The sequence below is a fragment of the Lactococcus sp. EKM203L genome (genome assembly GCF_011800585.1).
In the GTDB taxonomy this organism is placed as follows: Bacteria; Bacillota; Bacilli; order Lactobacillales; family Streptococcaceae; genus Lactococcus; species Lactococcus lactis.
The window spans coordinates 177728-190686 of sequence record NZ_JAALEQ010000002.1 but is presented as its reverse complement, the minus strand read 5'-3'; the positions used below and the strand labels follow the sequence as shown (position 1 = coordinate 190686).

General features: G+C 35.8%; 10 protein-coding genes. 5 read left to right on the top strand and 5 right to left on the bottom strand.

Annotated elements, in window-relative coordinates; all coding sequences use genetic code 11:
* Positions 1 to 111: 111 nt before the first annotated feature.
* Positions 112 to 2652 carry a M1 family metallopeptidase gene (locus tag HFD15_RS04140; RefSeq protein ID WP_058208267.1) on the top strand — a complete coding sequence of 847 codons (2541 nt, stop codon included), beginning with the start codon at positions 112 to 114 and terminating at the stop codon, positions 2650 to 2652.
* 38 nt (positions 2653 to 2690) lie between these two features.
* Here the strand turns inward: HFD15_RS04140 and HFD15_RS04135 are convergent, their stop codons facing one another.
* The 3 genes from HFD15_RS04135 to HFD15_RS04125 form a co-directional block, all read right to left on the bottom strand.
* Positions 2691 to 3884, bottom strand: coding sequence for an MFS transporter (locus tag HFD15_RS04135; protein ID WP_058208268.1), 1194 nt, complete (start codon positions 3882 to 3884; stop codon positions 2691 to 2693).
* A 326-nt stretch (positions 3885 to 4210) separates the two neighbouring features.
* Positions 4211 to 4684 (bottom strand): MarR family transcriptional regulator, encoded by a 474-nt coding sequence (locus HFD15_RS04130; RefSeq protein ID WP_003131690.1) that lies wholly within the window; start codon positions 4682 to 4684, stop codon positions 4211 to 4213.
* Positions 4685 to 4686: 2 nt separating this feature from the next.
* Complete coding sequence (locus HFD15_RS04125; protein WP_058208269.1) at positions 4687 to 5964, bottom strand: cation diffusion facilitator family transporter; 1278 nt, start codon at positions 5962 to 5964, stop codon at positions 4687 to 4689.
* 274 nt (positions 5965 to 6238) lie between these two features.
* On the opposite strand from HFD15_RS04125, the gene HFD15_RS04120 reads away from it, so the two are divergent.
* Positions 6239 to 6589: a PadR family transcriptional regulator gene (locus HFD15_RS04120; RefSeq protein WP_003131688.1), complete on the top strand. Its 351-nt coding sequence runs from the start codon at positions 6239 to 6241 to the stop codon at positions 6587 to 6589.
* 410 nt (positions 6590 to 6999) lie between these two features.
* Here HFD15_RS04120 and HFD15_RS04115 read toward each other — a convergent pair whose 3' ends face one another.
* Both HFD15_RS04115 and HFD15_RS04110 read right to left on the bottom strand, forming a co-directional pair.
* Positions 7000 to 7248 carry a bacteriocin gene (locus tag HFD15_RS04115; protein WP_012897166.1) on the bottom strand — a complete coding sequence of 83 codons (249 nt, stop codon included), beginning with the start codon at positions 7246 to 7248 and terminating at the stop codon, positions 7000 to 7002.
* Positions 7249 to 7326: 78 nt separating this feature from the next.
* The gene (locus HFD15_RS04110; protein ID WP_226898150.1) at positions 7327 to 7653 is read right to left on the bottom strand and encodes a helix-turn-helix transcriptional regulator; all 327 of its coding nucleotides are present in this window, start codon (positions 7651 to 7653) and stop codon (positions 7327 to 7329) included.
* An 87-nt stretch (positions 7654 to 7740) separates the two neighbouring features.
* On the opposite strand from HFD15_RS04110, the gene HFD15_RS04105 reads away from it, so the two are divergent.
* The 3 genes from HFD15_RS04105 (at position 7741) to HFD15_RS04095 (ending at position 12920) form a co-directional block, all read left to right on the top strand.
* On the top strand, positions 7741 to 9480 hold the full coding sequence (locus HFD15_RS04105) for an ABC transporter ATP-binding protein (protein ID WP_017864090.1): 1740 nt from the start codon (positions 7741 to 7743) through the stop codon (positions 9478 to 9480).
* 3 nt (positions 9481 to 9483) lie between these two features.
* The gene (lmrD, locus tag HFD15_RS04100; protein ID WP_081042644.1) at positions 9484 to 11478 is read left to right on the top strand and encodes a multidrug efflux ABC transporter LmrCD subunit D; all 1995 of its coding nucleotides are present in this window, start codon (positions 9484 to 9486) and stop codon (positions 11476 to 11478) included.
* Between the two features lie 176 nt (positions 11479 to 11654).
* Positions 11655 to 12920, top strand: a complete 1266-nt coding sequence (locus HFD15_RS04095; protein WP_058208270.1) for a UDP-N-acetylglucosamine 1-carboxyvinyltransferase — start codon at positions 11655 to 11657, stop codon at positions 12918 to 12920.
* The last annotated feature ends 39 nt before the right edge of the window (positions 12921 to 12959 follow it).

The following is a 12959-nucleotide window of genomic DNA, read 5'->3' as shown; positions in this document are numbered from 1 at the left end:
AACAGGCAGCTTTTTTAGTAGTAAAAAGAATAGATGTAATTTTTCTTTGTACTCGAAATTTTCTATTCAATTTGATATAATTAGATTAATACTGAATATTTAGGAGAAAACATGGCTGTAAAACGTTTAATTGAAACTTTTGTTCCGGAGAATTATAAGATTTTCCTCGATATTGACCGTAAAACCAAGAAAATAAAAGGTCAAGTGGCAATTACTGGGGAAGCAAAAGATAGTGTTATTGCCTTTCATGCCAAAGGTTTACACTTTAGTAAAGTTCGTGCTTTTAGTGTCGACACAAACTTCATTGAAAATGAAGAAGATGAAGAAATCGTTGTTAAAATTGGTGAAACAGGGCGCGTGACTGTTTCATTTGAATATGAAGCTGAATTGACTGACAACATGATGGGAATTTACCCTTCATACTATGAAGTCAATGGCGAAAAGAAAATGCTCATTGGTACACAATTTGAAAGCCATTTTGCTCGTCAAGCCTTTCCTTCTATTGATGAACCAGAAGCAAAAGCAACCTTCGATTTGTCAGTAAAATTTGATGAAGAAGAAGGCGACATCATTGTTTCAAACATGCCAGAACTCTTGAATATTAACGGAATTCACGTTTTTGAACGTACTGTCAAAATGAGTTCTTACCTTTTGGCTTTTGTATTCGGTGAACTTCAATTTAAAAAAGGAAAAACAAAATCTGGTGTTGAAGTAGGTGCTTTTGCAACGAAAGCTCATAGTGAAGCTGCGCTTGATTTCCCGCTTGATATTGCTATTCGTTCAATTGAATTTTATGAAGATTACTATAAAACGCCATATCCACTCCCACACAGTTGGCACATTGCCTTACCTGACTTTTCGGCAGGAGCAATGGAAAACTGGGGATGTATCACTTATCGTGAAGTCTGCATGCTTGTTGACCCTGAAAATGCAACCATTCAAAGCAAACAATATGTAGCAACCGTTATTGCACACGAATTGGCACACCAATGGTTCGGTGACCTTGTAACAATGCAATGGTGGGATGATTTGTGGCTCAATGAATCATTTGCCAACAACATGGAATATGTTTGTATGGATGCTTTGGAACCAAGTTGGAACGTTTGGGAATCATTCTCAATCTCAGAAGCCAATATGGCACTGAATCGTGATGCAACTGATGGAGTTCAATCTGTCCACGTTGAAGTGACTCACCCAGATGAAATTGGAACGCTCTTTGACCCAGCAATCGTCTATGCCAAAGGTTCACGTTTGATGGTTATGCTTCGTAAATGGCTTGGAGATGAAGATTTTGCTGCTGGCCTAGCCCTTTACTTCAAACGCCACCAATATGGAAATACAGTCGGAGATAATCTTTGGGATGCCTTGGCTGAAGTCTCTGGAAAAGATGTGGCAGCTTTCATGCATTCATGGGTTAACCAACCAGGATACCCTGTCGTTACTGCCGAAGTCATTGATGATACTTTAGTTTTGAGTCAAAAACAATTCTTCGTTGGTGAGGGTGCTGATAAAGGACGTTTGTGGAATGTTCCTTTGAATACAAATTGGTCAGGATTGCCAGACTTACTTTCTTCTGAAAAAGTTGAAATTCCTGGTTTTGCTGCTTTGAAATCAAAAAATAATGGTAAGTCCCTCTTTTTGAATGATGCAAATATGGCTCATTACATTATTGATTACAAAGGACAATTGTTAACAGACCTCCTCTCAGAAGTTGAGACTTTGGAGAATGTCACTAAATTCCAAATCTTGCAAGATCGTAAATTATTGGCTAAAGCAGGTGTAATTTCTTATGCTGATGTCGTAAATATCTTGCCGGCATTTACTAATGAAGAATCTTACCTTGTCAATACTGGTTTGAGTCAACTCATTAGCGAATTGGAACTTTTTGTTGATGAAGATTCAGAAACTGAAAAAGCTTTCCAAAGCTTGGTAGGAAAACTTTTCGCTAAAAACTATGCTCGCTTAGGTTGGAATAAAGTTGCTGGCGAATCTGCTGGTGATGAGAGCCTTCGTGGAATTGTTTTGAGTAAGACTTTGTATGCTGAGAATGCAGATGCCAAAGCAAAAGCCAGCCAAATCTTTGCAGCACATAAAGAAAATCTAGCAGGAATTCCGGCTGATATTCGTCCAATTGTTTTAAATAATGAAATTAAGACGACAAATTCTGCTGAATTGGTTAAAACTTATCGTGAAACTTATGTTAAAACTAGCTTGCAAGAATTTAAACGTGAGCTTGAAGGGGCTGTCGCATTAATCAAGGATGAAAAAGTCATTGCTGAATTGCTTGAAAGCTTCAAAAATGCTGATATTGTTAAGCCACAAGATATTGCTTTCTCTTGGTTCTACCTTTTGCGCAATGATTTCTCACAAGATGCTGCTTGGGCTTGGGAAAAAGCAAATTGGGCATTCCTTGAAGAAAAATTGGGTGGAGATATGAGTTATGATAAATTTGTTATCTATCCAGGAAATACTTTTAAAACTGCTGATAAATTAGCAGAATATAAAGCTTTCTTTGAGCCAAAATTAGAAAATCAAGGTTTGAAACGTTCAATCGAAATGGCAATCAAGCAAATCACAGCACGTGTTGCTTTGATTGATAGCCAAAAGGCTGACGTTGATAAATCAATCAAAGAAATTTCTGAAAAATTATAATAAATAAAAAATCACCTTTTTGAGGTGATTTTTTTTATTCATTCTTGGTCTGACTTTGTTTTTGATAGCACAAGTAGAGCGATAATTAGAAAGATAAATCCCATGAGTGCTGGAGCGAAATGACTAAGGCTGATATAGATTTGTCCACCAATTAAAGGGCCTATCACGCGAGTAAGTGCTTGAAGTGCTTGACTGCCACCTTGAAGTTTACCTTGTTCGGAAGAAGTCGCTGATTTTGAAAGTTTACCGTTAAAGGCAGTTCCAAAAATACTATCTCCAAAAGCAAAGATAAACATTGCCAGAATGAAGAAGGGCCACATTTTAGAAAAAGCAGAAAGTGCGAAAAGAAGGTAAGCAATAATTTCGCAGACTAGTGCCAAACGGATGAGTTTATCTTCATTAGCTAATTTTAGAAGTCTTGGCATGATAAAGATTTGAGTCAAGATATCCATTAAACCCATGATGGATATGGCTAGACCAATTAATACAGGCGTCCAAGCAAAAGAATCTAATGAAAATTGACTAATAATTGCTTGGAGTGCACCATTTGGTAGCCAAAGTAAGATACCGGCAAAGAGCAGACGATTGAGATTTTTCATGCGTAAGAGCTGAAAAAGTTGAGTGAAAGGATTGAGTTGTTTAAGGGAAAAATTACGTGTGCGATGAGTTTCGGGCAAGCTCTCGTTCATTACGAATGCACCGTAAAGAAGATTGGCGATTGAGATTAGGGCGCCGAAGTAAAAGGGAACTGAATTGCCAAAATGAGCTAGAAGTCCTCCAACTGTTGGGCCAGAAATTGTTCCAACACCAACAGCGGCGGCTGTCCAACCAAAAACTTTAGTTCGATTTTCTTCATCAGTAATATCAGCGAAGTAAGCAAAAAGGGTCACGATATTTCCACCAGTTAAACCATCAATGATTCGTCCGAGAAAAAGCATCCAGAGACTACCAGCTAAGCCAAAGATAAGATAACCAAGAGCAGAGCCAGCTAAAGAAATCAGTAAGATAGGTTTACGACCAAAGCGGTCTGATAAAGAACCAAGAGCAGGAGCGGCAAAGAAAGTACATAGTGCATAGATTGCCATTAAACTAGTAACAATGAGTGCTTGGTCATGAGCATTAGCAAAAGGTGCGACCATAAAAGGAACGACTGGTGAGATGATTGTAAAACCAAGTCCTGTCAGGAAAGTGGTGATAAGCCCAAAAGTGAGGGCGTGTTTATTAATTTTCATAGGTAAAACCTCCATAAGATATGAGCCCGACTGGGTTGAAGCGATGAAATTTAGAAAAATTGGTGGTTCTGCCCAGCAGGCAGGTTCAAAATTTTGTCTTTTTCATAAACTTCTAGCGGTCTGAACTCAATTACAATAATTGATGATGATTTCTTAGGAAGTTTTTTGCGCAGACTTGCGTCTGCTAAAGTGAAATCTATAGACTTGTGATTTCACTTTTCTACACAGTTTCCCTGGAAACAAAAATAGTATATCATAACATTGTTTCCGTGTCAACAAAAAACAAACAAAAAAAACTGTCAGTAAAAATTAATTTACTGACAGAATTATTTTTCAATATTATTCCGAATAGCAGAATCAAGATGATTATTGTATTTATTGAGAAATTCTAAAATATTGCTGACAGACTCATCAGTTAATTCATCGAAGATAACTTGATCCTTTTCTGAAAATTTTTGGTGCAAACTTTCGTGACGGTCATTAATTTCTTGACCCTCTTTTGTTAAGCGAAAATAGATTTCCTTTTTATTTTGAGGAATTTGATAAGATTCAACGAGATTTTTTTTGAGCAGTTTTTTAGCGATTTTACTGGCAGCACCACGTGTCATGTAGAGATGATGCGCTAATTTGGTCACATTTGGATAAGGGGTTTTAGCAATAAATTCAATCGTTTCAATTTCTGATAACGAAATATTTGAGAATTCAGCCTCCATTTGCGGCTTGTAATAGGCATCAATCTTATTAAATAAATCAGTTAAAGAAGTCATGATTTGTTCCTGATTTTGTTGAAGATTGGTCATAATCACTTTTCCTCTCTTTTTAAAGTTGTCTGTCTATAAATACAGCGCCAATAGTCATTGCGTCGCCAGATACTTGTAACCACAAAATTTTGTTCATTTTTCCAGTAATCATAAGTTAAAATGAATGTTTTCTTGCTGACTTGTGAACTACTATAGTGATTTATTGCTAATGGAATTACTGACAGACTTGTCAATGAATTTTTAGAGTCATTATTTTTACTGACAGAATTTTCGTCAGTAATTTTTGCAAAATCTTTCAATTTATCAGAAGCATTGATGATTTTTCCATCAGCAAGAATTTCTTGAAAAGTACTGTCAGTTAATTTGTCCAAATTTTCCAGATTTAAAAACTGTTCTTCTTTTGCCAAAAGTTCAAGTGAGCGACTGGCGTAATGTTCCTCTTCAGGTAAGGCAGCAGGTTCAACGTGGACATCAACATCATAAACACCATAATTGTCAATTAACATTTTCTCAATGAACTCGGTCGCTTCATGACTCTCGAAAACACTTAAATCAGGAGACATTTCAACCACTACATCAAGGAAAATATTACTTCCATAAGAACGACCTCGGACAAGCTTAACCCCTTTTACCTTTGGAACTAAGCAAATCGCTTCGCGATATTCTTCGACAAGATTTTCATCAAAGCCATCAGAGAGACTAAAAACAGATTCATGGAAAATATCATAGGCAGTCTTTAAAATGAAACCACAAATAACTACAGCCATCGCAGTATCAAGCCACTCCCAGCCTACACTACTTGCTAAAATAGCAACCACAGTTCCAATAGAAGTCACCGCATCAGAGAGATTGTCCTTACTTGCTGCTGACAGTGCTTGTGAGTTCGTTTTTTTAGCCAATGCCCGATTATAAAGATAAACGCCCAGCATGACAAAAGCTGAGAATAAACCAACAAGAGCTCCCAGTGGGTCTATGGCTTCTTCTTTACCAGAAAGAAGTGTCATAACTGTTTCTCTTAAAACCTCAAAACCAACGAAAAACATGATAAAACTAGAAATTAAGCTAGCGATTGATTCAATTTTCCAGTGACCATAAACATGATCACTATCTGCTGGAATTCGAGCAAGTCGAAGACCAATCAAAATTGCAATATTTCCCATAATATCAGTCACGTTGTTAAAACCATTGGCTTGAAGAGCACTAGAATGCACAATTGCTGCAAAAGCAATTTGTCCAATGGATAAAACAATATAAGCGATAATAGAAACCCAAACTCCTTTTTCAGCGAGTTTCAGATTGTTTGTACTTGAAGCTGCCATATGAATCCTCCCAAATTTACATCATTCCATTATAACAAAATTTTGAATGAAAGTTTGTATCTATTGCCAAAAAACGCTTTTATAACAAGGGCTCACAAAATATAAATAAAAAATAAGGGCTGACTAATTTATATAAAAATGCCACTTTCTACTATATTAATGTAGTAGAAATCAGTCAAAAATAAAATAATTATATAAAAAGTTAAAGTACCTTGACTTACATAGTAATGTGAAGTATAATATACTTTGTTTAAAATGATAGAAAGGAAAAAGAATGGCAGAAATACCAAAGGAAATGTTACGCGCCCAAACCAATGTCATTTTGCTCAATGTCTTAAAACAAGGGGATAATTATGTTTATGGCATTATCAAGCAAGTCAAAGAAGCCTCAAATGGAGAAATGGAGCTTAATGAAGCCACGCTCTATACAATCTTTAAACGACTTGAAAAGGATGGGATTATCAGTTCTTATTGGGGAGACGAAAGCCAAGGTGGCCGTCGTAAATACTACCGCTTGACAGAAATTGGTCATGAAAATATGCGACTTGCTTTTGAATCTTGGTCTAGAGTCGATGAAATTATTGAAAATTTAGAAGCAAATAAAAAAGATGAATCTAATAAATAATTTCCAATTAAAATTTAAGTTACTAAATAAGGGATGAAGGTAAAAAATATTCGTCGCAAATTGTTGACTTAAACTTTGAAAGCGTTACAATATTTTTGTTAGTTTATCTTTCGTGAAACTAACTATTGTAATATTTAACAGCATTAACAATTAATGCTTGTTTACTAAAAAAAAATAATGTTATAATTATTTTCTCAAAAAATTTATTGAAATTATTTTGAAGTAAAATGAAATTGGAAATTCAATTTAATGTAAACTTATTTACATTATTTAACTCTAGAAAGGAATTTTATGATTTTCAAATCAATCATGAAGCAAACAAACTGCTAAGAGCCTACAGAACCATATCTTACTATTGGAAAATAAAAAAAGTGCTCATAAAGAGCACTTGAAAATTTACTTATTTGGGCTTAGTATGGATAAAATTTCATCATCGTATTGTAGGCGCTAGAAGCATAGCCACCCATGCTAACACTTTTAACAGCAGCTGATGCGGCTTTTCCCGTTTGGGTAATTGAAGCTAAAGTGCTAGCTAGGTTAGAACCACCAGTAAATGCAACATTGGCACCACCAGCGATATCTTGAAGTTCTTCGGTTGACAGTTCTTTGAATGAAGATAGAGGTTTATCGGTATTGATTGATTGAATTTTTTTACTCATAATTGAATTCTCCTTCTAATCGTTTGTAAGCTTACAAATAGATTGTACCACTTATAATTTGGTTGTACAGCCAAAAAGTTAGTGATTTTTATATTTATTTTCAGCATCCCAAAGAGTATCGATACTGATGCCGAAAAGTTGACTTGAATTGAATAAATCAGTCCCCTTAGGTATGGTTTTATTTGACTCCCAATTTCTAATAGTATGAGTATCCACATCAAGAAGTTCGGCAAGTTGTTCTTGTGTATAGTGATTTTCGAGTCTGTGATATTTGAACGAAGTTGAAAAGTGTCCACCAGTAATTTTAAAAAGTTCTGTTTCATCAAGTAATTTGAAGTTAGATAAACAAGAAAAGTGGTTAGCATCAATATAGGAATGACGAAACATTGAAAGAAGTTTATTCATGTTTTAAATTATATAATATTTTTATTATAATTTAAAATAGACTGAATATTAAAAAATAATTTATATAAAAAGAAAAGAGGATAATTGATGATTGGAAAAGCAATATGGCGTCATAAATGGTTAGCATTGTTTTCAATGTTTGCTACATTCATTTATGCCGGCGTTCAATTGTACCAACCGCAGATAATCAAAGATATCATGACGATTTTGGCTAATTCTACCTTAACTCGCCATCAAATGTCTGATAAAATCCAAAATGATGGAATTTTAATACTTGTTGTTTCAGGTATAGGAATAGTATTTGCTATTGTATCAACTCTAACGGCCGCTAAACTTGCTCAAGAAGTTGGTGCTGTGGTTCGTGAAGATACCTACAAAAAAATTAATACCTTCTCTTATGAAGATATCGAGAAATTTAATGCTGGAAACCTTGTTGTTCGGATGACAAATGACGTCACACAAGTTCAAAACTTGATGATGATGGTTTTCCAAATTTTAATGAGAGTACCTGTCCTTCTAATCGGAGGAATTATCTTATCAATTACGACTATGCCTCGTCTTTGGTGGATTACTCTCCTTCTTTTAGTGCTTATTATTGTAGTTACTGTTGTGATAATGGGACGCATGGGCCCTCACTTTATGGCTTTCCAAAAATTGATGGACCGTATTAACGCCATTGCTAAACAAAACTTGCGTGGTTCACGTGTCGTTAAATCATTCGTTCAAGAAAAAAATCAAATCAAAGATTTTGATGAAACTTCTGATGAACTTTACGATCATAACTGGGCAGTAGGAAAACTCTTCTCGGCAATGATTCCACTCTTTACAATTATTGCTCAAGGAGCGATATGGCTTGCCATCTACTTTGTATCAACCTATGTTACAAAGTCACAAAGTATTGCGACTGATAGTATCGGTGGGATTACAACATTTATAACTTATATGGGAATGATTATGTTTGCCATTATCATGGGTGGTATGATTTCAATGTTTGCTTCACGTGGTATGGTATCAATTGGTCGTATTAATGAAGTGTTAAATACTGATCCAGCCATGAAATTTGATGAAAATGCTAAAGATGAAGTTCTTTCAGGTTCTGTCAAATTTGACCATGTGTCATTCTCTTATCCAAATGATGAAGAACCAACACTTAAAGATATTAGCTTTGAAGTAGAACCTGGTCAAATGGTTGGGATTGTCGGAGCGACTGGTGCTGGTAAATCTACATTGGCACAATTGATTCCAAGACTCTTTGACCCAACAGAAGGTACCGTTTCAGTTGGTGGAAAAGATCTTAAAACAGTTAGCCGTGGAACATTGAAGAAAAATATTTCTATTGTTCTTCAAAAAGCCATTCTCTTCTCAGGAACAATTGCTGGAAATATTAAACAGGGGAAAGCCGATGCAACTGATGAAGAAATGACTCGTGCTGCACGCATTGCCCAAGCCGCAGAATTTATTACAACTAAAGATGGTCAATATGATTCTGAAGTTGAAGAACGCGGAAATAACTTCTCAGGTGGTCAAAAGCAAAGACTTTCAATCACACGTGGAGTTGTTAAAAATCCAAATGTCTTAATTTTAGATGACTCAACATCAGCCCTTGATGCTAAATCTGAAAAACTTGTTCAAGAAGCTTTGAATAAAGACCTTAAAGACACAACCACAATTATTATTGCTCAAAAGATTTCATCAGTGGTTCATGCAGATAATATTTTGGTTCTTGACCAAGGAAAACTTGTTGGTCAAGGAACTCACCAAGAATTAGTTGCTGAGAATAAAATTTACCAAGAAATCTACGACACACAGAAAGCACAGGAGGACTAAGACATGGGAAATACCAAATCAACAAGAAAAATGTCTGACACCACACGTGCCATCCGATTTTTTTACCTCTATCTGAAAAGATATAAACTCCAATTTGCTGTAATTATGATTTTCATCATTTTAGCAACTTGGTTACAGGTTGTTTCTCCATCACTTTTGGGGGACGCCATCACTAATTTGACTAAATATGTGACTGACTTCTTTACACATCAACATGCTGGTCAATCCCAAGATGCACTACAACAAATTGCTCAACAATTAAGCCAACAAATGCACCAAACAGTAGATTGGCACAATGTTCCTGAAGTTGTGAAATCTTTGCCACAAGCAGCACAAGACCAAATCACTGCTAATCTTCCTAAAGGAACAACTTTAGAAACACTTAAAACAGTGGCAACTTCACATGCAGCCAGCACTTCTACATTCATGAAAGGAATGTGGCAATTGCTTGCAGTTTATGTAGCAACAGGTGTATCAATGTTGATTTATACCTTGCTCTTTAGCCGTATCGTTGCTCATTCAACAAATCGCATGCGTAAAGGTTTGTTTGGTAAACTTGAACGTTTGACAATTTCATATTTTGACCGTCATCAAGATGGTGATATCCTTGCTCGTTTCACATCTGACTTGGATAACATTCAAAATACTTTAAACCAAGCACTCGTTTCAGTTATTTCAAATGCTGCGGTCTTTGTGGGTGTCATTATCCAGATTTTCAATAAAGATGTGACATTTGCTTGGTTGACAGTTGCCGCTTCTCCAGTTGCCATTTTATCTGCTGTTATTATCATTCGTCAATCGAAAAAAGCAACAGACAAACAACAAGAAGAAGTTTCACATCTTAATGCCTATATGGATGAAAAAATCTCTGGGCAAAAAGCAATTATCGTTGAAGGTTTACAAGAAGATTCTATTAATGGATTCTTGGAACACAATGAAAATGTTAAAAAACGTACCTTTGCTGCTCAAGCATGGTCTGGTATGATTTTCCCATTGATGAATGGTTTCCAACTTTTATCAATTGCCATTGTTATCTTTGGTGGAACGGCCTATGTTCTTAACGATGATAGCATGTCAATTGCCACAGGTTTAGGGCTTTTGGTTGCCTTTGTTCAATACGTTCAAAGTTACTACAACCCAATCATGCAAATTTCATCAAACTTTGGTCAACTTCAACTTGCCATCACAGGGGCAACTCGTCTGAATGTCATGTTTGATGAACCAGAAGAAGTTCGTCCTGAAAATGGTAAGAAATTTGATACGATTAAAGACGGAATTCAAATCGAAAATCTTGATTTTGAATATCTTCCAGGAAAACCAGTCCTCAAAAAAGTTAATATTGATGTTGAAAAAGGACAAATGGTTGCCCTCGTTGGTCCAACTGGTTCAGGTAAAACAACAGTTATGAACTTGATGAACCGTTTCTACGATGTTAATGGTGGAGCGATTAAATTTGATGGAACTGATATTCGTGAATTTGATTTAGATAGCTTGCGTTCAAATGTCGGAATTGTTTTGCAAGAGTCTGTTCTCTTTGATGGAACGATTGCTGATAATATCAAGTTTGGTAAACCAAATGCTACTCAAGAAGAAATTGAAACAGTGGCTAAGACAACTCACATTCATGATTTCATTGATAGCTTGCCTGACAAATATGAAACACATGTTTCAGATGATGAATCAGTCTTCTCAGTTGGTCAAAAACAACAAATTTCTATCGCACGTACCATTTTGACAAATCCAGAACTTTTGATTTTGGATGAAGCAACTTCAAATGTGGATACAGTAACTGAACAACAAATTCAATGGGCGATGGAAGCGGCTATTGCTGGTCGTACTTCATTCGTTATTGCTCACCGTTTGAAAACAATTCTTAATGCAGACAAGATTGTTGTTCTTAAAGATGGTGAAGTTATCGAAGAAGGAAATCACCATGAACTCGTTGCTCAAGGTGGCTTCTACTCTGAACTTTATCACAATCAATTTGTTTTTGAATAAGAGATTATTCAGTTAAGCAATGGAAAATAAAATCACAGTTAAAATTTTAGCTGTGATTTTTTATTTAGATAAAAAAGTCTATGAAAAACTACTATAAAATGTTAAAATAGAGAGCGGTTCTTAAAAATATAATTTTTTTAAGACAATAAAAATGTGAAAAGTGATTTTGAAATAATATGAAAAAAATAGTAATTAATGGTGGGAAGCGTATTTCAGGAACCATTCCAATTTCTGGCGCAAAAAATTCAGTAGTTGCTTTGATTCCAGCAACTATCTTGGCTAACGATGTTGTAACGCTTGAAGGAGTTCCAGATATTTCTGATGTCACAAGTTTAGTCGAAATCATGGAAATCATGGGAGCAAAAATTGAACGAAATCTTGAAGAAGGACGACTTGTGATTGATACACGCAGTGTTGTTTCTCGTCCCCTTCCTTATGGAAAAATCAACTCTTTACGTGCTTCTTATTATTTCAATGGGGCACTTTTGGGACGTTTTGGTCAGGCGACAGTAGGCTTGCCTGGTGGCTGTGATTTAGGCCCTCGTCCAACGGATTTACATGATAAAGCCTTTAAAGCTTTAGGGGCTAAGAAGATTCAAGAAGAAGAAGCTGAGCACTTAGAAGTGATTGGTGATTCATTAGTAGGAACAACCATTTATATGGATGTTGTTTCTGTTGGGGCAACAATTAATACAATGCTTGCTGCTAGTCGTGCAAAAGGTTTAACTATCATTGAAAATGCTGCCCGTGAACCTGAGATTATTGATGTGGCGACACTTCTAAATAATATGGGCGCACAAGTTCGAGGAGCTGGAACTGACATTATCCGCATTACTGGAGTGGATGAAATGCACGGTGCTCAACATACAGTGATTCCTGACCGTATTGAAGCAGGAACTTATCTTGCCTTAGCAGCTGCTATGGGAGATGGTGTCATCATTGAAAATGTTATTTATGAACACTTGGAATCTTTCATTGCTAAACTTGAAGAAATGGGTGTAGGTTTGACCATTCGTGAAGATAGTATTGAAGTTCATAAATCAGAAAATCTAAAATCAGTCAATATTACTTCTGTTCCTTACCCAGGGTTTGCGACGGATTTGCAACAACCAATTACACCACTTTTATTGAAAGCAAAAGGTCGTGGTTCAATTGTTGATACGATTTATCAAAAACGTGTCAATCATGTCCCTGAATTAGCTCGTATGGGTGCTAATATTTCTGTTTTAGATGATCGAATTATTTATGACGCTCCTAATGAATTAACTGGCAGTTGTGTTCAAGCAACTGACTTACGTGCTGGTGCGGCTTTGGTTACTGCTGGAATTATTGCCAGTGGAACTACAAAAATCTCTAATATTGAGTTTATCCTACGTGGTTATGACCACATTATTGAAAAATTGACTGCTGTTGGTGTAGATATTCAATTGATTGAAGAGTGACAAAAGTGATTTATTTTCGTATAGACTAATGAGAAAGGA

What these genes read in the sequence shown, in the direction of transcription:
- HFD15_RS04140 (WP_058208267.1), top strand. Translation starts at nt 112, where the DNA reads ATGGCTGTAAAACGTTTAATTGAAACTTTTGTTCCGGAGAATTATAAG.
- HFD15_RS04135 (WP_058208268.1), bottom strand. Translation starts at nt 3,884, where the DNA reads ATGAAAATTAATAAACACGCCCTCACTTTTGGGCTTATCACCACTTTC.
- HFD15_RS04130 (WP_003131690.1), bottom strand. Translation starts at nt 4,684, where the DNA reads ATGACCAATCTTCAACAAAATCAGGAACAAATCATGACTTCTTTAACT.
- HFD15_RS04125 (WP_058208269.1), bottom strand. Translation starts at nt 5,964, where the DNA reads ATGGCAGCTTCAAGTACAAACAATCTGAAACTCGCTGAAAAAGGAGTT.
- HFD15_RS04120 (WP_003131688.1), top strand. Translation starts at nt 6,239, where the DNA reads ATGGCAGAAATACCAAAGGAAATGTTACGCGCCCAAACCAATGTCATT.
- HFD15_RS04115 (WP_012897166.1), bottom strand. Translation starts at nt 7,248, where the DNA reads ATGAGTAAAAAAATTCAATCAATCAATACCGATAAACCTCTATCTTCA.
- HFD15_RS04110 (WP_226898150.1), bottom strand. Translation starts at nt 7,653, where the DNA reads ATGAATAAACTTCTTTCAATGTTTCGTCATTCCTATATTGATGCTAAC.
- HFD15_RS04105 (WP_017864090.1), top strand. Translation starts at nt 7,741, where the DNA reads ATGATTGGAAAAGCAATATGGCGTCATAAATGGTTAGCATTGTTTTCA.
- lmrD (WP_081042644.1), top strand. Translation starts at nt 9,484, where the DNA reads ATGGGAAATACCAAATCAACAAGAAAAATGTCTGACACCACACGTGCC.
- HFD15_RS04095 (WP_058208270.1), top strand. Translation starts at nt 11,655, where the DNA reads ATGAAAAAAATAGTAATTAATGGTGGGAAGCGTATTTCAGGAACCATT.